General features: G+C 39.9%; 15 protein-coding genes. 8 read left to right on the top strand and 7 right to left on the bottom strand.

Annotated features, from left to right (window positions below; genetic code table 11):
* Positions 1-62: 62 nt before the first annotated feature.
* The 4 genes from RDV63_RS13180 to can form a co-directional block, all read right to left on the bottom strand.
* Positions 63-1,805 carry a proline--tRNA ligase gene (locus RDV63_RS13180; RefSeq protein ID WP_313909968.1) on the bottom strand — a complete coding sequence of 581 codons (1,743 nt, stop codon included), beginning with the start codon at positions 1,803-1,805 and terminating at the stop codon, positions 63-65.
* Positions 1,806-1,875: 70 nt separating this feature from the next.
* Positions 1,876-2,943, bottom strand: a complete 1,068-nt coding sequence (locus RDV63_RS13175) for a galactose oxidase (RefSeq protein ID WP_313909967.1) — start codon at positions 2,941-2,943, stop codon at positions 1,876-1,878.
* Entirely contained in the window at positions 2,915-3,622 is a 708-nt protein-coding gene (gene tsaA, locus RDV63_RS13170; RefSeq protein WP_313909966.1) for a tRNA (N6-threonylcarbamoyladenosine(37)-N6)-methyltransferase TrmO, read from the bottom strand. The genes RDV63_RS13175 and tsaA overlap by 29 nt, the downstream gene beginning before the upstream one ends.
* A 27-nt stretch (positions 3,623-3,649) precedes the next feature.
* Positions 3,650-4,291 carry a carbonate dehydratase gene (can, locus tag RDV63_RS13165; protein WP_313909965.1) on the bottom strand — a complete coding sequence of 214 codons (642 nt, stop codon included), beginning with the start codon at positions 4,289-4,291 and terminating at the stop codon, positions 3,650-3,652.
* Positions 4,292-4,517: 226 nt separating this feature from the next.
* Between can and RDV63_RS13160 the strand changes: the two genes are divergently transcribed.
* The 3 genes from RDV63_RS13160 (at position 4,518) to RDV63_RS13150 (ending at position 8,015) form a co-directional block, all read left to right on the top strand.
* The gene (locus tag RDV63_RS13160) at positions 4,518-5,936 is read left to right on the top strand and encodes a mannose-1-phosphate guanylyltransferase/mannose-6-phosphate isomerase (RefSeq protein WP_313909964.1); all 1,419 of its coding nucleotides are present in this window, start codon (positions 4,518-4,520) and stop codon (positions 5,934-5,936) included.
* 1 nt (position 5,937) lies between these two features.
* Complete coding sequence (locus RDV63_RS13155) at positions 5,938-7,389, top strand: phosphomannomutase CpsG (RefSeq protein WP_409934864.1); 1,452 nt, start codon at positions 5,938-5,940, stop codon at positions 7,387-7,389.
* 95 nt (positions 7,390-7,484) lie between these two features.
* Positions 7,485-8,015, top strand: a complete 531-nt coding sequence (locus tag RDV63_RS13150) for an H-NS histone family protein (RefSeq protein ID WP_313909962.1) — start codon at positions 7,485-7,487, stop codon at positions 8,013-8,015.
* Positions 8,016-8,122: 107 nt separating this feature from the next.
* Here the strand turns inward: RDV63_RS13150 and RDV63_RS13145 are convergent, their stop codons facing one another.
* Positions 8,123-8,869, bottom strand: coding sequence for a YciK family oxidoreductase (locus RDV63_RS13145; RefSeq protein WP_313909961.1), 747 nt, complete (start codon positions 8,867-8,869; stop codon positions 8,123-8,125).
* A gap of 229 nt (positions 8,870-9,098) precedes the next feature.
* Between RDV63_RS13145 and RDV63_RS13140 the strand changes: the two genes are divergently transcribed.
* From RDV63_RS13140 to RDV63_RS13130, 3 genes are all read left to right on the top strand, one after another.
* Positions 9,099-11,546, top strand: a complete 2,448-nt coding sequence (locus tag RDV63_RS13140; protein ID WP_313909960.1) for a VolA/Pla-1 family phospholipase — start codon at positions 9,099-9,101, stop codon at positions 11,544-11,546.
* 95 nt (positions 11,547-11,641) lie between these two features.
* Positions 11,642-12,637, top strand: coding sequence for a protease SohB (sohB, locus tag RDV63_RS13135; protein WP_313909959.1), 996 nt, complete (start codon positions 11,642-11,644; stop codon positions 12,635-12,637).
* Positions 12,637-13,290 (top strand): thiopurine S-methyltransferase, encoded by a 654-nt coding sequence (locus tag RDV63_RS13130; protein ID WP_313909958.1) that lies wholly within the window; start codon positions 12,637-12,639, stop codon positions 13,288-13,290. The genes sohB and RDV63_RS13130 overlap by 1 nt, the downstream gene beginning before the upstream one ends.
* A gap of 63 nt (positions 13,291-13,353) precedes the next feature.
* Here the strand turns inward: RDV63_RS13130 and RDV63_RS13125 are convergent, their stop codons facing one another.
* Positions 13,354-14,688, bottom strand: a complete 1,335-nt coding sequence (locus RDV63_RS13125; protein WP_313909957.1) for a dicarboxylate/amino acid:cation symporter — start codon at positions 14,686-14,688, stop codon at positions 13,354-13,356.
* A 173-nt stretch (positions 14,689-14,861) separates the two neighbouring features.
* Here RDV63_RS13125 and RDV63_RS13120 point away from each other — a divergent pair, with 173 nt between their 5' ends.
* Both RDV63_RS13120 and RDV63_RS13115 read left to right on the top strand, forming a co-directional pair.
* Positions 14,862-17,093, top strand: a complete 2,232-nt coding sequence (locus tag RDV63_RS13120) for an Ig-like domain-containing protein (protein ID WP_313909956.1) — start codon at positions 14,862-14,864, stop codon at positions 17,091-17,093.
* A 136-nt stretch (positions 17,094-17,229) separates the two neighbouring features.
* The gene (locus tag RDV63_RS13115; RefSeq protein WP_313909955.1) at positions 17,230-18,204 is read left to right on the top strand and encodes a hypothetical protein; all 975 of its coding nucleotides are present in this window, start codon (positions 17,230-17,232) and stop codon (positions 18,202-18,204) included.
* A gap of 72 nt (positions 18,205-18,276) precedes the next feature.
* Here RDV63_RS13115 and astB read toward each other — a convergent pair whose 3' ends face one another.
* Positions 18,277-19,623, bottom strand: a complete 1,347-nt coding sequence (astB, locus tag RDV63_RS13110) for an N-succinylarginine dihydrolase (protein WP_313909954.1) — start codon at positions 19,621-19,623, stop codon at positions 18,277-18,279.
* Positions 19,624-19,749 lie beyond the last annotated feature (126 nt).

Below are 19,749 nucleotides of genomic sequence, written 5' to 3'. Positions count from 1 at the left end.
TAGGTAGTAGTAAGAACAAAAAAGGCAGCGAACTTCGCTGCCTTTTGCTATTTAGAGCGATATTAAGCTAAGTTTTGCTGCATAACACTAACAACGTCAGCTAAATTTAATAATTGCTTTTCACCACTGCGGCGATTTTTATATTCAACTTGTTGGTTATCTAAATTACGCTCGCCAATAACAATACTGTGTGGAATACCCATCAGTTCTATATCGGCAAACATAACGCCTGGGCGCTCTTTACGATCATCAAATAAGACTTCAAAACCTGCCGCTGTTAATTGGTTATATAACTGAATAGTGGCTTCTTCAATCCGTACAGACTTATGCATATTCATTGGTATCAATGCAATTTGGAAAGGCGCTATAGCGTCTGGCCAAATAATGCCATTGTCATCATGGTTTTGTTCTATTGCTGCGGCAATAATGCGGGATACGCCGACACCATAACAGCCCATAGTCATTATTTGATGCTTGCCTGCTTCATTTAGCACGCCAGCTTTTAAAGCTTGAGAATAGGTTTCGCCTAACTGGAAGATATGGCCTACTTCAATGCCGCGTTTAATCACTAGTTTGCCTTTACCACAAGGGCTGGGATCACCTTCTACAATATTACGCAAATCAGCGATTTGATAGTGCTTAATATCACGATCCCAGTTGACGCCAGTTAAGTGGTAACCATCTTTATTTGCGCCTACTACAAAGTCTGCGGCTACAGCAACGCTACGATCGACAATAATAGTCAGATCAACATTAACCGGGCCTACCGAACCTGCACCGGCACCAAGGATATCTTGTAACTCTTGTTCAGTAGCAAATTGTAAGGGGGATTTTACTTGGGCTAGTTTTTCCGCTTTAATTTCGTTTAATTCATGATCTCCACGTAAGACTAAGGCTACTAATTGTACTTTCTCAGCACTATTAGCGCTTTGCTTGGCTTGATCTTCAGCGGCATGAACATAAAGGGTTTTAGCTATTTGTTGTGGCGCGACATTCAGTAACTGAGCAACCTCGGCTACAGTACCTACATTTGGTGTAGCTACTTCTGCCATAGTTTGGCTAGGTGCTGGTCGTTCTGTATTTGGCGCTATAGCTTCGGCCATTTCAATGTTAGCGGCATAATCACTGCCATCAGAAAAGGCGATAGCGTCTTCCCCTGATGCGGCAAGGACATGGAACTCATGTGACATGCTGCCGCCTATGGCGCCGGTGTCAGCTAATACAGGGCGGAAGTTTAAGCCTAAACGATTAAAAATATTACAATAAGCTTGATACATTGCATCATAGGTTTTTTGCAAACACTCTTGGCTTAAATGAAAAGAATAGGCATCCTTCATTAAAAATTCGCGGGCACGCATTACGCCAAAACGGGGCCGACGTTCATCACGGAATTTAGTTTGAATTTGAAATAAATTTAGCGGAAGCTGTTTATAACTAGTAACTTCACGGCGCACTAAATCGGTAATCACTTCTTCGTGGGTTGGGCCAAGTACAAAATCACGATTATGTCGATCTTTAAAGCGTAACAATTCCGCATCCATCTTGTCCCAGCGGCCTGATTCTTGCCATAACTCGGACGGTTGCACCATTGGCATTAATACTTCAATCGCGCCGGCTTTGTTCATTTCTTCGCGAACTATCTGTTCAACTTTACGCAATACCCTTACACCTGTGGGCAAATAGGTATACATGCCTGATGCCACGCGTCGGATCATACCTGCACGCAGCATAAGCTTATGACTAATAACTTCAGCATCTGCTGGTGTTTCTTTAACGGTTGAAAGTAAATACTGGCTGCTGCGCATGGTGCTCTCTAATATGCAGTAAAAAAATTAGCGCTATTCTATCAGCGCAGCGCAGTCAATTCTATTACTCTTAGTTAAGTTTAATTTGATGCTGGATCAGCTTGTTACTGACTTGTTGCTTAGCTTGCATACCGCCTATTGAATAAATGCTGCCATTTATATTAATTAAGCCGCTTAAATCCATAATGGCATTACTATTTTCTGCTACAAGCCACTTTTGTTTTTTAATAGAATACAGCCAGACTTGGCTACTAGGCTCTGCAGTTTGTTGATTGAAGCCAATACCGTTATAGCGATGAGGTGTTGTGCTACCGCCAATAAAGGCTATAACTTTATCACCTGCAACTTCAGTTGCTATAGCGGCCATCCGAAAGCGAGCTTGGCCAGTAGGGTGGGGCACTAGCCGCCAATCTATAGTGGTGGCATTGTTACTTATGGTGCCTAAATAGCATGCTGCATCTGCTTGGTATTGGCGAGGTTTATCGCTGAAGTAATCTAAAGTTACACCATCGCAAAGTAGCATTTTATTATCTACTATAGCGCCACTTAAGCCAAAGACGCCTTTGCCGGGTAAAGGTGTGGCTTGAGACCAGCGTTGAGTAAAGTTATCAAATACTTGCACTAAATTGACATTACCATCATTACTCCAGCCACTGATAAGATAGATATAACGATTTTGATAGGCTAGGGCAACGGCATCACTTACGGGTACTGGGATATCATTTAATTTAGTATAACGTTTAGTTACGGGATCTAAGCGATAGCTATCTACAGCGGTTTCTTTGTCACCCTCTGCTTTAATACTATAACCACCAAAAACAAAAAAGTTATTATTAAGCGCCACAGCACTTGCAGCTACTCGGCCGTTTAGTTTTGTAGTGCTTGGTACTGGTGGTAGTTGTTGCCAATTGAAGTCACCTAAAGTATGCATCCAAACATGGTTATGCATATCACTGTACTGCTTGCCAGGGGCTAAGCCTAACATGCTGACTATGTAAGTTTTGCCACGCACTGTAGTGCTGGCAACAGAATTGCTGGTAACCGGCTCTGGTAAGTCAGGAATAGTTTGAGCTAAGCTGGCACTGCTGCTTAGTGCGGCTAAGGTTACGCTAAGGTAACGGATTGATCTCAGTAACATGATTGTGCTCTCCGTTCACTGTCCATTTTATATTGTAGTGGTACAGGGTCATACCATATTGCTGTTCGCCACTGCGTTGTTTTTTATAAGATGGCCGTGGATCTTGTTTTAACACCTTTTCAATAAAGCGTTGCAAATCAGGATATTGCTGTTGCTGCTGGCAAAAAAGAGTGGCTTGTTCTGAAAAGCTCACTTGCATAGCGGTTTCTGGTGCGGCATCAGCAAAACCACTTGCAGCATTGGGTAATGAGTCGGCATAAGGTAAATAAGGTTTAATATCTAAAATTGGTGTGCCATCTAGTAAGTCGATACCACTTAATTTTATGATTAGTTTACCTTTTTTTCGCTCTATACCTTCAAACTTTACCACAGATAAGCCGATAGGGTTAGGCCTAAAGGTAGCGCGAGTAGCAAAAACGCCTTTGCGGGCATTACCACCTAAGCGAGGTGGCCGTACCATGGGAGACCAGCCTTTATCTGCAGTTTGATGAAATACAAAAACTAACCAGAGGTGACTAAAGTTCTCTATACCGCGTACTATAGTGTCATCACTATAATCAGCTTCAAGAATTAAGCTGCCATGTGCTTCTTCAATTAAGCCAGGCTGTCTTGGAATGGCAAATTTTTGCTTATAAGGTGATGAAATATAGCCAATAGTATTAAACTGAAATGAACTCATGTGATCCTATAATGTCACTAAAATAGATTATTGTTCAGATAAGTCTAAAGTGTAAATATCATCGATACTATTACAGTCGGCATGGCTCACTTTAAGATCTTTTACCCGACCATTGCGTAAGCTATATACCCAACCATGTACAGTTAAGGGTTGTCCTCGCTCCCAAGCCTCTTGCACAAAGCTAGTATGACATAAGTTACTTACTTGCTCGATAACATTAAATTCAATCAGGCGATTAACGCGTTCATCTTCGTCTGTAATATTTTCTAACTCAGCTTTATGGATTGAATAGACATCTTTAACATGGCGTAGCCAGTTATCAACAAAGCCTACGCGTTGTTTCAACATCGCAGCCTTCACACCACCACAGCCATAATGGCCTACGACCAAGATATGTTTAACCTTCAATATTTCAATGGCATATTGCAAGACAGATAAACAATTCATATCACTATGTAAAACTAAATTAGCAACATTACGGTGAACAAAAAGCTCACCAGGTAATAAGCCAACAATTTCATTCGCTGGCACACGGCTATCTGAACAGCCTATCCATAAATACTCAGGAGCTTGTTGTTCAGACAGTTGCTTAAAAAAACCGGGTTGTTCTTGTTCAATACGATCGGCCCAATTTTTATTATTGACAAATAGTTGTTTAAATTCTGGCATGCTATTTTTCCATACTGTGACAATTGTTAAAAACAACGTAATTAAGTTGATGCTGCAGTACAGACCAGCCTTATTGCAATTAACACTGTAGTAAATTTTTAACTAATTTAGGTTATGCTATGACAAATTACTGACTAATAAGTGAGATGCTGACTATACTCCTATTAGCACAAAAACTGAATGTATTCGTTATAATATGAATGGAATTTAACCGAAAGGAAGCAATATGATCCCCGTAATATTATCTGGTGGCTCTGGTACACGCTTATGGCCGCTGTCTCGCGCAAAAAAGCCTAAGCAATTTTTACCCTTATTAAATGATAAAAGTATGCTGCAAAATACCGTGTTAAGGCTACAGGGGTTAGCAGGCTTACAGCAGCCTATGGTCATTTGTAACGAAGACCATCGCTTTATGGTCGCCGAACAGTTTCGTGAATTAGCCCAAGGCACGCCGACTATATTATTAGAACCACAAGGTCGTAATACAGCACCGGCTATTGCCGTGGCCGCTTTACAAGCCTTAAAGGTAGACACTGATCCAGTGTTACTGGTATTGGCTGCCGATCATGCTATTAAAAATATTCCAGCATTTCATCAAGCAATAGATTTAGCATTGCCGGCAGCAGAGGCCGGTAAGTTAGTCACCTTTGGTATAGTGCCTACGTCTGCTCATACCGGCTATGGTTATATTAAACAAGGCCAAAGTTTACAAGATAGCGTCAGCAAGAACGTATATGCAGTAGAGGCCTTTCAAGAAAAGCCTGATGCCGCTACTGCGCAGCAATTTATTAATGCCGGTAATTATTTTTGGAATAGCGGCATGTTTATGTTTAAAGCCAGTACCTTTTTAACTGAGCTTAGCCAGTTTTCACCCGATATTTTAGCCGCGGCCAAGCAAGCCTTAGCCCTAGCAAAAGCCGACCTAGACTTTATTCGCTTAGATTATGATGCCTTTACTGCCAGCCCTTCAGATTCGATAGATTATGCAGTAATGGAAAAATCGGCCAATGCGGTAATGGTTAGCTTAGATGCGGGCTGGAGTGACGTTGGCAGCTGGGATTCATTATGGCAAATAATGGCTAAAGACAATTCGGGTAATGCCAGTCGTGGTGATGTTTTGCTAGAGCAATGCAGTAATAGCTATATCAATGCTGAAGAGCGTTTAGTAACCGTAATTGGGTTAGATGATGTCATAGTTGTTGAAACTAAAGACGCCGTTTTAGTGGCCAATAAAGCACATATTCAAGGCGTAAAAAATATAGTGTCTAAATTACAAAGCTATGGCCGTAGCGAAGTAGAGTTTCATCGTGAGGTATTTAGGCCTTGGGGTAAATATGACTCGGTAACGGATGGTGCCCGTTTTCAAGTCAAGCATATTACAGTAAAACCCGGTGCTAAACTATCGGTACAAAAACATCATCATAGAGCAGAGCATTGGGTTGTGGTTAAAGGTACGGCTTTAGTGCGCAATGGCGATAAGGAGTTTTTAGTTTCAGAGGATGAGTCGACATATATTCCTCTTGGCACTATTCATTCTTTAGAGAATCCCGGCAAAATCCCTTTAGAATTAATTGAAGTACAGTCCGGTAGCTATTTAGGTGAAGACGATATTATTAGGTATGAAGATAAATACGGTAGAAACTAAGATGATAGAAAATAAGATAGAACAGCTATCATGCTTTAAAGCCTATGATATTCGTGGCAAGTTAGGCACTGAACTAAATGAGCATGTTGCCTTTTGTATTGGTCGTGCTTTTGCTCAGCATCTACAGCCTAAACAGGTTGCTTTAGGGGCCGACGTAAGGGCGACATCTGAGCGATTAAAGCTAGCCTTAGCCTTTGGCTTATTAACAGAAGGTGTTTCTGTTATAGATTTAGGTATGACGGGTACTGAAGAAGTTTACTTTGCTGCTCAGTATCTGGATATTCAAGGTGCTATTGAAGTCACAGCTAGCCATAACCCTATTGATTATAATGGCATGAAACTAGTGCGCGAAGATGCCAGGCCTATTAGTGGAGATACTGGTCTGGCTGAGATTAAACAATTGACAGCAGCTTTATTGACCTTTCCGTTTCCGGCTGCTGATTTTGAACAATTTTGTCGGCAAAGTAGTAAAATTGCTCCAGAGCAAACAGTTACTTTTTCTGGCGTAGGCTATTCTCGTCAATCACTGTTACAGCCATACGTGGCTAAAATGCTTAGTTTTATCGATCTAGCTAAGCTAAAGCCATTAAAGCTAGTTGTAAACTCTGGTAATGGTGCTGCAGGACATGTAGTAGATGCTATAGAGCAACACTTTATAGCGCAAAATATTCCAATTACTTTTATTAAAGTACATCACCAGCCTGATGCAAGCTTTCCTAACGGTATTCCTAATCCATTATTACCTGAAAACAGAGCGGTAACCTCAGCAGCTGTGGTGCAACATAAAGCAGATATGGGTATAGCCTGGGATGGCGATTTTGATCGTTGTTTTTTATTTGATCATCAGGGTAACTTTATTGAAGGTTATTATATTGTTGGCTTACTTGCTGCGGCTTTTTTACGGCGCCAACCTGGAGCGAAAATCATTCATGATCCTCGTTTATATTGGAATAGCCAAGCAATAGTAAAACAGCTAGCGGGGATAGCAGTATTAAGTAAAACCGGCCATGCATTTATTAAAGAGCGAATGCGAAAAGAAGATGCTATTTATGGCGGAGAAATGAGTGCCCATCATTATTTTAGAGACTTTGCTTATTGCGACAGTGGTATGATCCCGTGGTTATTAGTAGCGGAGTTGATATCGGTAACTGGTGAATCACTTTATAAACAAGTTGCTGCTATGATAAAGGATTATCCTTCTTCAGGAGAGCTTAATTTTAAAATTAATAACCCTGAATGTAAGATGAATTATATAGCTGCAAAGTATAAAGATATGGCAACTATAATTGATTATACTGACGGGTTAAGTATGGAGTTAGACAGTTGGCGTTTTAATGTTAGGCTTTCTAATACAGAGAGCGTCTTAAGATTAAATGTAGAATCGAAACATAATTATGGATTAATGAAACAAAAAACAGCTGAAATCATATCTGTATTAACAGAGGCTGAATGATTTAAGATTATTGTTTGTAATGATTTTGTTTATTATCTTTATTTATAGATGCTTATTGATTATGCTTATAGCACGTTATATCACTGGAGAGCATCATGTCATTGTTATTAGAAAAACGGGCTTTAAAAAAAGCGGCAAAAGAACTTACCTTAGTTAAATTAACTGAAGCAATCGAAGTGTTAAACACAGTATTAGCTGATAGACAGCAAGAAGTTGAGTTAATAGAGCAATTAGAGTCTTTAGCCAAGTCGCAAGGTTTTACTTTAGAGCAGTTAGGATATAAACAGAGTACAGATCTTGTATCTGTAGAAGATAGCACTCATAAAGTTAAAGCAAGCAAAAGACCTGTTAAGCCAAAATTTAAAACGATAAACAAAGACAGCCAATACTTTTATGTTGAAGATGGTCAGCTAAAGTTATTGCGTACCCATACTATGAAAAAGGGTTTACAGGCTCGTGGTATTAAAATAGTACCAGTGGCGAAAGTTGATGCTAAATATAGCGCTGAAGTGGATCGTTTAATTACTGAAGCAACTGAGCAAGCCGTTGAAAACTTTAATTCTAAAGTCGTAATTTGGAACGAATGGGCCCAAGCTAACGGCGGTGAGATCTTAACTAAGAAGTAACAGCTTTTTAGTAAAATTGGCTTGCCTAATATTGTTTTTAATAATCATAGATAAGTTTGATTATGTTTAACGCTAAAGTATTAGATATTAAAGGCAAGCCAGTTTTGTTATCGTTTAGGTTGTGCGTCTAATGATTGACCATTTTCATTAATACTGTCATCACTCATTAAATATAAATATAGCCACATTAGGTCAGCTGGCGTTTTTAGCGTCATCACATCTTCTGCCGGATAAGCACTGCTACGCATTGAGGTTCGAGTGGCACCTGGGTTGATACAGTTAACTCTTATATTAGATGCCTCAAATTCGTCAGCCATTACTTCCATTAAGCCCTCTGTAGCAAATTTGGATACCGCATAAGGCCCCCAGTATGCACGGCCTGTCCTGCCAACTCCTGAAGATGTAAACACTATAGATGCTTTAGGTGCTAAACGCATCACCGGCAATAATGCTTGAGTCATCAGCATAGCGGAGGTGACATTCACTTGCATAATATTTTGCCAAGTCTCTAAATCTATATGCTCAAAAGGGGTTAATACACCTAAAATTCCGGCATTGTGTAAAAGGCCATCTAAGTGACCAAACTCATTTTGGATAGTGCTGGCCATATCACGATAATGTTTTGCAGTGGCGCCTTTTAAATCAAGCGGGATAATGGCAGGCTCAGCTCCGCCATTGGCAATAATTTCATCATAAACAGCGGTTAGTTTTTTTACTGTTCTGCCTAGCAAAATTACTGTTGCACCATGGGCAGCATAAGTTAATGCCGCTTCTTTACCTATGCCATCACCGGCACCAGTAACCAGAATAGTTTTATTTTTTAATGCATCTTTTGCTGCTTTATACTGTTGCATAATAATCACTCGTAGCGGTAAAAAATGGCGTCAGCATACGCTTTAATCATAAAATTTGCACCTTTCTTCATTTATTCTGTTGTTTTCAACTAGCGATTTATGATTTATTGAGTTAACTTTAACTGGTCGTAGCTGTTAATGGCTAAATTTGGCTAAAGATTTCAAAATAAGCAGAGTAAGCTTTTACTTTGCAAATAAAAAATAGAGATTAGGACGGGGAGAGAAGATTATGAACAAGCTAGCATTAAGCATAGCTGTTGCGGTCGCATTAGGATTAACCGCATGCGGTGACTCGCTACAAGATATAAAAGACGACGCACAAGACAATCCAATTGTACCCTTATCTAGAGTGGTGTTTGATCCGGGCGCATCAGTACCACGTTTATCGGTACCAAACGATTTATTATTTCAAGGCACTACAGATGGTACTTTAACTTTAGATGCCGGTGATTCACCAGACTATACCAATCCCCAAGTTGCTTTAGGTGCACTAGATGGTTGGTCAACCCAGAATCCTTTTGCGATTGATATAGATTTTACGGCCGGCGTGAGCTTAGATGCTACTTCAGCTAGTCGGCCTGATGCAGTTCGAATTTTTGAAGTCTTGATGGGCGACTCAGCATCTAGTGATGAAAGTTGTCGCGCAGTGCCTCGTGGTTTTGCTTGTAAGACTGTTAGCCAATTAACCTTTGGCCAAGACTTTGTAACTGCAGCTAAAGGCAATAGTGTTGCTGTTATCCCTTTAAAGCCCTTAAAGCCTAAGACCAGTTATTTATTGGTATTAACGTCAGTGCTTGAGGACAGTGAAGGTAATGCTATTGCGCCTTCAACATCTTATGAATTAGTTAAACAAGATTTTGCCACTAAACCGCTTAGCACAGAGTCACAGCGTAACTTACAACAGTTAATTAACAACTTTGAAAATGCTGTTGCTACAGAGGGTATTGATAAAGAAGATATAATTTACACTGCGGCTATTACTACTCAATCAGCAGGTGATGTCTTAGCTGCAATTAAAGGTTTAATGGCACCAAGTCCATTAAACAATAATACGCCACCCATCTTGATGACCAGTGATACTGGAGCCTTAGTTTCAGATATGTTATTCCCAGGTCAAACCATTGCAGATAGTTACGATGATCCTCGTTTCTTATTTAAATTAGCTCGTTTATATACAGGTTCTATTCAACTGCCCTATTATTTAGGTGAGCCAACAGAAATCAACCCTACAGCGCCATTAAATACCCGTTGGTTAGCCCGTTGTGATAGTGGTGCTATTATTGCTGCCTTACCTGCCTCTATGAAACCAGCTACGCCGGTTTCTGCTAATGATGCTTATTGTCAGGGAGCCAGTAATGGCGCTTTACGTGATTTAACTCAGTATGATGAAGAAGGTGCTGTCGTTTCACAATTAGATAAGGCGCGGCATCTAACAAAATTTAATACCATTCCAAAAACTAACAGTATGCAAACCCTTGCGGTGCAAATTACAGTACCAAATAGTGATTATGGTTTGGTAATGCCTGCAGCTGGTTGGCCTGTTGTGATTTTGCAACACGGTATTACCTCTAAAAAAGAAGATATGCTTGCCATTACTGGCTCTTTATCTTTACAAGGCTTTGCTACTGTTGCTATTGACCACCCTTTGCATGGTAGCCGTGGTTTTAGTGTAGAGGTTCCCACAGAAAATGGTGAGACTAGAACTGTAGTTATGAATGCCACTACCAATTCAGCAACTGATTATATGAACTTGTCTAATTTATTAGTAACACGCGATAATTTAAGACAAAGTATTGCTGATATGTTGGGTTTACGTTTAGGCTTAAACTTTACTCAAGGCTTACAGTTTGATCTGTCTAACGTTCAGTTTTTAGGTCACTCACTAGGAGCAATTACTGGAACATCTATGGTTGCTATGGCAAATACGCCAAGTGGCAATCCAGCGTTAGATGGTTTGTATAATATTAAAACTGCTACTTTGGCTATGCCAGGTGGTGCTGTCGCAAACTTTTTATTAGATTCACCTTCATTTAGTCCGTTAATAAAAGCCAGCATAATGCTGGGTGCAGGGGGAGAAACGGCTCAATCTTATATTAAATTTGCTACGGAAGTGAATGGCGGTTGTGGTGCGCCTATGGTGCCACCTTTTGCTGCTTGTTACCCTCCTTTTGTTGAGTACTTACAGCAAACTGGCAATACAGCTGCTTTAACCGCGTTAAATAATGCTTTTAGTCAGTTTGCTTTTGCTGCCCAAACAGTAACAGATGCAGGGGACCCAAATAACTATGCCCAACGCTTAGTAGTGTCTGAAACGCCAAGCTATGTAATTGAAGTTGTGGGTGATGGCGTTGATAACTTATCTGACCAAGTAGTACCAAATGGTTTTGCTAATCCATTAGCGGCTTTACAAGCAGGTAAAATGCCATTAGCGGGTACAGAGCCTTTAGCTCGCTTGTTGGCGGCTGGAAATATAAATGGTTCTGCTGCAGGCTCTGTTTCTTTGCAAGGACAAAATGCGATTACGCGTTTTAGTGCAGGGAATCATGGTTCAATTCTAAGCCCTGCGGCTAGTGCTGCTGCAACTAAAGAAATGCAAACCCAAACGGCTAGCTTCTTTAAAACGCAAGGCGCAGGTATACAAATTAGTGATGTTAGTGTGATTGCACCCGCTAATTAATATCTAACCTGCAGCTTAAAAAGCTCGGCTTGCCGAGCTTTTTCTATTTTTAAAACAGGTTACAATGTTGCATGACATTTTAAGAGGGTACTAGATTGGAATTTATTTATGAATATGGTTTGTTTTTGGCAAAAACAGTAACTTTTGTGTTGGCTTTTGCTGTCATTATTGTCTTGATAGTAGGGGCGGCTGCAGCAAAGTCTCGGCCAAGTAAAGCTCAATTAATGTTTACCGATTTAACGGAGCAGTATCAACAACGCGTTGCACAAATGCAACAAAAATTGTTAACTAAAAAGCAGTTTAAAAGCTGGTATAAACAGCACAAAAACTCGGCTAATGTTTTAGAAAAAAGATTATATGTAGTAGATTTTAATGGCAGTATGGATGCAAAAGAAGTGGATGCCTTACGCGAAGAGGTGACTGCAATATTAGCTGTGGCAACAGTTGAAGATGAAGTGTTGTTACGCTTAGAGAGCGGCGGCGGTGTCGTTCATGGCTATGGTTTGGCCGCGTCACAGCTAGATCGTTTACGGCAGCAAAATATTCCTTTAACTGTTGCTGTAGATAAAGTGGCAGCAAGCGGTGGCTATATGATGGCCTGTATAGGTAATAAATTATTAGCCGCACCTTTTGCTATTGTTGGTTCTATAGGTGTTATTGCTCAATTGCCCAATTTTCATAAGTTACTACAAAAACATGATGTTGATTTTGAGCAGTTTACAGCGGGTGAGTTTAAGCGCACTGTCACTTTATTTGCAAAAAATACGGATTCAGGTCGAGAGAAGTTTCAGCAAGAATTAGAACAGACTCATCACTTATTTAAACGTTTTGTTCAAGACCATAGGCCACAATTAGAGATTGATAAAGTGGCTACTGGTGAGCATTGGTTTGGCTATCAAGCTTTAGAGTTAAACTTAGTAGATAGCCTACAGACAAGTGATGACTATATATTGTCACACTTAGCAACGCGGCATATTTATCAAGTTAAGTTTCAATTGAAAAAGGGTATTGCTGAAAAAATAGGTGTTGGCTCTGCTGGGATTTTATCTATTTGGTGGCAAAAGCTAGCACAAATAACTCGGGTATATTAATGGATGCAGAATTTTGGTTAGCTTGTTGGCAAAATGATCATTTAGGGTTTCAATTAGATGATGTCCACCCTATGTTGCAGGAGCTATTGCCACAGTTAGCTTTGCCAACAGCAACTAAGGTATTTGTACCTTTATGCGGCAAGTCTTTAGATCTAGCGTTTTTAGCTAAAAGCTATAGTGTTGTAGGGGCTGAGTTATCTGATATCGCATGCCGTGATTTTTTTGCTCAGCATCAGTTAGAGCCTAGTGTTAGCGAAGCAACTAATAACTTTAGATGCTATCAAACAGAGCAGATTACGATATGGAACGGCGATTTTTTCAACTTGCCTAAGCAAGCCATAACTGAATGCCAGTTTATCTATGATAGAGCGGCTTTAGTTGCCTTACCAGAAGCTATGCGCCTGCAATATGCGGCTAAGTTATTAACATTATTTAAAGCGGGCACTAAAATGTTGCTGATTAGCGTTGACTACCCACAAGATGAAAAAGTAGGGCCGCCGTTTAGTGTAAGTAAGTTGGAGCTAGAAGCATTATTTCCCTCGGCGAGTATCAAAGAGTTAGCTGTGCAAGATCTTACTGCTAAAGGCTTCGCAAAGCGTAAATTTTCGGTATCAAAGTTGATAGAAACCGCTTACTTAATAAGTTTTAATTAGAGCAAACAAAAAAGCCCATAGCTAAATATAAATTAGGTATGGGCTTTATAAGATTTTTATAAGTTAGCGCAGTTGATTAAAGTCTATGTTTTCGTCTTTAACACCAGCATTAGGATCATTAAATACATCAATATCGAATTCTTTTTCACTCTTACCTACGATACACGACACCATAGCGTCACCACTGATATTGACAGAAGTTCTGGTCATATCTAGTAGTCTATCAACACCAATAATTAAACCTATACCTTCAACCGGTAGGCCAACTTGCTGCAACACCATAGCTAGCATGATTAAGCCAACGCCTGGAACGCCTGCTGTACCGACTGAGGCTAAGGTTGCAGTTAGAATAACCATTAAAAAGTCAGTGATTGTTAAGTCAACAGCAAAAACTTGAGCAATAAATACCGTAGCAACGCCTTGCATAATAGCAGTACCATCCATATTGATGGTGGCGCCAAGTGGAACAGTAAAAGAAGCAACACTATTTTTGACGCCTAACTTTTTAGTGACTGTCTCCATTGTTACTGGCATAGAAGCGTTACTGCTTGAGGTACTAAAGCCAAATAAGGCGGCATCGCGCATTTTACTAAAGAAAATCTTTGGATTTAAACCCGACACTAATTTTAGCATAGCGCCATACACCACAAAACCATGAAATAACAATACAAATAACACCACAGCAAAGTACTTAGCTAAGCTAGCGATAGTTTCAAACCCTAAGGTAGTAAACAATTTAGCCATTAAGAAAAACACACCATAAGGCGCTAAATTCATCAGTACTGTGACTAATTTCATAATTACATCGTTTAAATCAGAGAATACAGCGGCTAAGCGTTCACCTGATTTACCGCTCATAGCCATAGCTAAACCAAATAATACTGCAAAAACAATAACCTGCAGCATGTTACCTTTAGCCATAGACTCAAACGGATTGCTGGGGAATATATTAATAAATACCTGTGATAGCGAAGGGGCTTCACTTAAACTAAAAGTAGTGTCTGCTTGCATTTCTACGCCTAAACCAGGGCTAAAGATTAAGGCTGCAAAAATAGCGATGGAAATAGCAATAGCAGTAGTAAGTAGATATAAACCTATAGTTTTTCCGCCTAGCCTACCTAAACTTGAAGTATCGGAAAGTGAGCAAGTACCACATACTAGAGAGACAAAAACTAAAGGTACAACAAGCATTTTTAAGCTGGCAATAAATATTTCACCACCAACATGGAATAAACCATCAACAAAAAATGCTTTAATTGCAAAGTCGAACCCAAAGATAGAAAGGATGCGCTCTTCTTGGCCAGCTAAGATTGTTTTGAATAAAAATCCAACAAGAATACCGGCGCACATGCCAATAACAATGCGGGCTGTTAAGCCTAATTTTTTATCGTTTGCCATAACTTCTGACTAATAATGAGTATTGAATGGCGCTAAGACTAACAGGTTGTGCTATAGATGGGCAGATAAAGACAAAAAAAAATTAAAATTGCAATGATCTTTATAAGGTTATTGTTTAAGATGTATTATAAATCAAAAAATAAATTATAAAAAAACAGCTAGGGAGAGTTTTCATGCGGAACGTCCAGCGACTATTTATTGCGCTAATACTATCAGCATTGGCCGCTTGCGGCGGTGGTGGTTCACTAGGTACTGGTAACACTGGAGGTGGCAATACTGATGTTGTTTACTCTCTAGATCTTACTTTAGCTAAATCTAATGGTTTAGCGTCGAGCGAATTATCGCAAGCTACACCGCTTACGGTAAAAGCAACGTTAAGTGCGACAAATAATGGTGTAATAGCTAATAAGGTTATTAGCTTTACCCTAAGCGACCCAGCCTTAGCTTCATTTAGCAATCAATCTGGTACAGCACTTACTGATGCTAATGGTGTAGCAACTATTGTTTTATTGGTAGGAACTAAATCTGGCGCCGGCCAAGTAGAAGCCAGTTTTAATGATGCTATTACAAATGTAGGCTTTAACTCTGCAGGCGATGGTGGTGACAGTGTTGATGTCACTATTGGCAGCGTGTCATTAATTGCCGATACTTTGCAGCTAGGCACTGGCGCGGGGGATAAAGTAGAATTAAGTGCATTAGTTCGAGATTCTAATAACGTTGTTGTGGCTAATGTGCCGGTAGATTTCTTTGCAGATTCAGGTGAGCTAGTAAAAATTGATAGTGTAACCGGACTTAATGGTGTGGCTAAAGCTAGTTTAACTACACAAATAGATAAAGAATTGCGTGATATTACTATTAGGGCTATTGTGCAACAACAAAGCGCAGAATTGAAAATTACCGTTTTTGGTACCTCTATAGTTATAGCAGCGCCTTCGTCTGTTGTGCTAGGAGATACGGCAACGGTCGACGTGTTTTTAACTGATTCTAATGATAATGGCATTCAAGGCCAACAATTAGAGGTTGTATCGGCTTTAGGTAATACTTTAAGTAATACAACGCCTATAACTGCTGGCTCTGCAGCTAAAGCTAGCTTTACTTATACCGCTGTAAATAGCGGCGTAGATACGCTTACGGTCATGGGTTTAGGTAGCACTAATAGTGCTACTATTAATATCAGTGCTGATGCTTTTGCTTTCGTTGAAGCGGATCAGGACACAATATTAGAAGTAGATCTTAATACAGCCCAAGCGCTTAATGTCGAATGGCTAGTTAATGATTTGCCTAACGCTAATAAAACAGTAACTTTTAATACTACTCGCGGTGTTATTGCCGACACAGAAGCCAACTTAGTTAATAAAAAAGTAACGTCCTACGGTACTACTGATGCTGACGGTAAAGCTGAAGCTATTATCCGCTCGACTTATGCTGGTATGTCAACTATTAGCGCAATAGGTGGAGAAGGCACTGAAGCGGTAAGCGCGAAAAAGATAGTTGAGTTTGTAGCAGTAAATCCAACTCAAGTTGAAGCACAAGCTTTTCCTACTCAGTTAGGTGCGGGTGAATCAAGTGCTATTAGAGCTATAGTGCGTGACGAAAATAATAACCCAGTTAAAAATCAAACGATTGTATTTACTCTAGATAATTCTGCAGGGGGTGTAAAAAGCACAGGTACTGCAGTAACAAATTCGCAGGGTATTGCTTCTACTGTATTTACCGCAGATACGACTACCGGCGGAGGCGTTAATGGCCTAAACTTAGTAGTAAACGCTTCTTTACAAGATGATAACGCTATAAATGATAAAGTTGATATTGCAGTAGGCAAAAGAACGCTATTCTTCCGCTTTGGTACGGGAAATACAATTACAAAGCCTTCGCTAAGTACTTATGCTAAAGAGTTTTCAATTATAGTTACAGATAGTTCAGGTAACCCTATAGCTAATCAAGAACTAAATGTAGCAGTGGTATCTTTAGGTTATAAAAAGGGGGTATGGGTGCCGTCTCCGCTTCCGCCTGAATCATTTAAACGTTGGATTACATCGGGAACGCCAGGTGCGCATACCTCTCCTATATATTGTGATAGCGAAGACGCTAACTTTAATGGCATCTTAGATGATAAAGAAGATATTAATTTTGATGGTCAATTAACCCCAGGAAATATCGCTGTAGTAGACAGAACTGTTACTTCAGATGAAAGCGGAATTGCAACTTTTAAAGTGACTTACCCGCAAGATGTAGGAGCATGGCTAAATGTCCGTTTACAAGTTACTGGTTTAGCTTCAGGAACAGAAAATGTGTCATATAGAGAGTATTTGCTACCGGTTTCAAGTGAAGATGTTGTAAATGAAAACGCTTCACCGCCAGCAAATCCTTTTGGAATGCTGCAATCATGTGATGTGGCAGGGTAAAAATTACAATAAAAAAAAGGAGCTTAGGCTCCTTTTTTATTGTATATGATTTGTTACATCTAAGTTGTGGCCAGTATAATAGCATTACTTTATAGTGCTTATAATTATCTAAATCATGTTTATGTGGAGCGGTTAAATGCGCATGGCTTTTTTCTTATCTGTTTTTTTGCTTTTTAGCGCTATAGCGCAAGCAGACAATGCTAGTTTAGCTTCACAAGTAAAAGCCTTATGGCAAGCCAAAGATTATCAGGCAGCTAAGCAATTATTGGTAGATAAAGTAACCCCGAAAACCAAAGATGCCCAGTTGCTTGCTTTATGGGGCGAAACAGAAGCAAAGTTAAATAATACCGATTTAGCTGAAGAGCTATTAAAAAAAGCCGTTAAATATGAAGCTAATAATGCAGATTATCAGCATTGGTATGCAACAGCGAGTTGTAATAAAGCCACATCGGCTAGTATGTTTAGTGCTTTAGGTTATGCTAAGCGTTGTAAAAAAGCTTATGAAACTGCGCTGAAACTTGCACCAGAGCATCCTCGTAGCTACATTGCTCTAGCCAGTTATCTTGCTCAAGCTCCTAGTATAGCGGGGGGGGATAAAGATGCTGCGCTAGCTTTAGCTAACCAGTTAAAAGCAATAGATAAGTTACAAGGCTTGTTGTTAGAAATTAAGATTATTGATTTTGCTGACACAACGGACTTTGAGCAGTTTTTAGAGCAGGCTGTAGAGTTAAAGTCTCGGCCTGAACCTTATTTTTATCGAGCTCAGCAGTTAGCAGCAAAACAAGACTATACGGCCGCCATAAGCTTATTTGCACAAGCTATTCAACAGCCTGCTGTTGATGATGCAGCGTCGCAGCTAATATTAGAAAGCAGATATCAGTTAGCTCGAAATGCGATACTGGCTAAAACAAAAATAACTGAAGCTATCGCTATGTTATTGCAATTTATTGCAGAATCTACAGAAGAAGAGCGTCGAGAATGGGCTCAGTTTCGCTTGGCTCAGTTATATGCATTAAATGGTGACAAAGAATTGGCACACACTATAGTTCAGGCCCTAACATCTACTACAGAAGACGATAAACTAAAACAACAGCTAGCAGAAACGTTTTAGCAAGGAAGAGAATAGCGAAGCACTTAAAGCGACTAAATTTGTTTAATCGCTTTAAGTGCTATTTAAACGAGCTTATTTACTTTGTTGAAACTGATAAACCGATCCTAAATCTAATAGTTGGGTTAATTCATCTAAAGCGGTGCGTGACTCAACCAATAATTGGGGATCAGCTAAGTCTGCTTCTGATAATTCATCACGGTAATGCTTATCTACCCACTGGTTTAAATCAGCAAATAGGTTGTCATTCATAATTACGTGCTGATTGACCGCGGCTTGCTCTTGTTCACTTAAAACTACCCGTAGTCTTAAACAAGCAGGGCCACCACCATTTTGCATGCTTTGCTTAACATCATAATAGTGAACTTGTTTAATTGGCGTGCCACGGCTTGTTAGTTGTTGTAAATAGCTATGTACTGTAGGGTTGTCGCGGCATTCTGTTGGCGCAATAATGGCCATCTCACCATTAGGAAGAGTGATAACTTGAGTATTAAATAAATAGGTTTTAATTGCTTGTTCAACACTAACTTCGTCTGTTTTAACTTCAATCAGATGGAGTTCTTGGTCATTGCCAAATTTACGTTGTAACTCGGCTAGTTTATTTTTGCTATCAACAAAAGCTTGTTGATGATAAAACAGCACGTTTTGATTGCCAACGGCAATAACATCGTTATGAAATACCCCTTGGTCAATTACATCAGGGTTTTGTTGCATATAGACTACTTGGTCTTGATTTAAACCGTGTAAGCGGGCTACAGCTTCACAAGCTTCTAAGGTATGTCTGGCAGGGTAGCGTGTTGGGGCAGGTTTAGTGCTATCAAAAGCGTAGCGACCAAAAACAAAAAGCTCAACACCGGTTTTGCCATACTGACTACAAAGTCTGGTATGATTTGCCGCGCCTTCATCACCAAAGTGGTCATTATCTGGTAAATGTGTATGATGCGAAAAATACTTAGGATCGCGGAACATAGCCTGTAATATGTTGCCTGTTGTGCTAGGTTCTAATGAACGATGAAATTTATTGGTTAAATTAGCAGGTGTAAAGTGGACTTTATTATTTGCAGTATCTGCACTAGGTGAAATAGTTGCTGCATTGGCTGTCCACATACTTGATGCAGAGCAAACCGCTTTAAACACAGCAGGAGCTTGTTTAGCGGCTTTTTCGATAACAGCAGCATCAGAGCCAGAAAAGCCTAGCCGGCGTAGTGTATGGACATCAGGGCGCTCTTGTGGCGCAAGTACGCCTTGAACCATACCAAGGTCATGTAAGGCTTTCATTTTACTTAAGCCTTGTTTGGCAGCTTGGCGCGGGCTTGAAGTGTTTTTAGCATTAGATAAAGACGCTATATTGCCAATAGATAGGCCTGCATAGTTATGAGTTGGACCAACGAGGCCATCAAAGTTTGCTTCAATAAATTTCATAATGAGTTGTTATCCTTTTTGGCATAGCGCAGTTGTTATTATTTTTGCAACCTTTAAGATGCGCAGCATATACTGGTTATGATACCAGCAGTTAGCGCAGAAATTGAGTTGGTTTGCATAATAATC

Source organism: Rheinheimera sp. MMS21-TC3, assembly GCF_032229285.1.
Lineage (GTDB): Bacteria > Pseudomonadota > Gammaproteobacteria > Enterobacterales > Alteromonadaceae > Alishewanella.
Note: the sequence above shows the minus strand (reverse complement) of the source record. Positions and strands in the feature narration are given on the sequence as shown.

What these genes read in the sequence shown, in the direction of transcription:
- RDV63_RS13150 (WP_313909962.1), top strand. Translation starts at nt 7,485, where the DNA reads ATGTCATTGTTATTAGAAAAACGGGCTTTAAAAAAAGCGGCAAAAGAA.
- can (WP_313909965.1), bottom strand. Translation starts at nt 4,291, where the DNA reads ATGCCAGAATTTAAACAACTATTTGTCAATAATAAAAATTGGGCCGAT.
- RDV63_RS13125 (WP_313909957.1), bottom strand. Translation starts at nt 14,688, where the DNA reads ATGGCAAACGATAAAAAATTAGGCTTAACAGCCCGCATTGTTATTGGC.
- RDV63_RS13175 (WP_313909967.1), bottom strand. Translation starts at nt 2,943, where the DNA reads ATGTTACTGAGATCAATCCGTTACCTTAGCGTAACCTTAGCCGCACTA.
- tsaA (WP_313909966.1), bottom strand. Translation starts at nt 3,622, where the DNA reads ATGAGTTCATTTCAGTTTAATACTATTGGCTATATTTCATCACCTTAT.
- astB (WP_313909954.1), bottom strand. Translation starts at nt 19,623, where the DNA reads ATGAAATTTATTGAAGCAAACTTTGATGGCCTCGTTGGTCCAACTCAT.
- RDV63_RS13180 (WP_313909968.1), bottom strand. Translation starts at nt 1,805, where the DNA reads ATGCGCAGCAGCCAGTATTTACTTTCAACCGTTAAAGAAACACCAGCA.
- RDV63_RS13145 (WP_313909961.1), bottom strand. Translation starts at nt 8,869, where the DNA reads ATGCAACAGTATAAAGCAGCAAAAGATGCATTAAAAAATAAAACTATT.
- RDV63_RS13120 (WP_313909956.1), top strand. Translation starts at nt 14,862, where the DNA reads ATGCGGAACGTCCAGCGACTATTTATTGCGCTAATACTATCAGCATTG.
- RDV63_RS13155 (WP_409934864.1), top strand. Translation starts at nt 5,938, where the DNA reads ATGATAGAAAATAAGATAGAACAGCTATCATGCTTTAAAGCCTATGAT.
- RDV63_RS13140 (WP_313909960.1), top strand. Translation starts at nt 9,099, where the DNA reads ATGAACAAGCTAGCATTAAGCATAGCTGTTGCGGTCGCATTAGGATTA.
- RDV63_RS13160 (WP_313909964.1), top strand. Translation starts at nt 4,518, where the DNA reads ATGATCCCCGTAATATTATCTGGTGGCTCTGGTACACGCTTATGGCCG.
- RDV63_RS13115 (WP_313909955.1), top strand. Translation starts at nt 17,230, where the DNA reads ATGCGCATGGCTTTTTTCTTATCTGTTTTTTTGCTTTTTAGCGCTATA.
- RDV63_RS13130 (WP_313909958.1), top strand. Translation starts at nt 12,637, where the DNA reads ATGGATGCAGAATTTTGGTTAGCTTGTTGGCAAAATGATCATTTAGGG.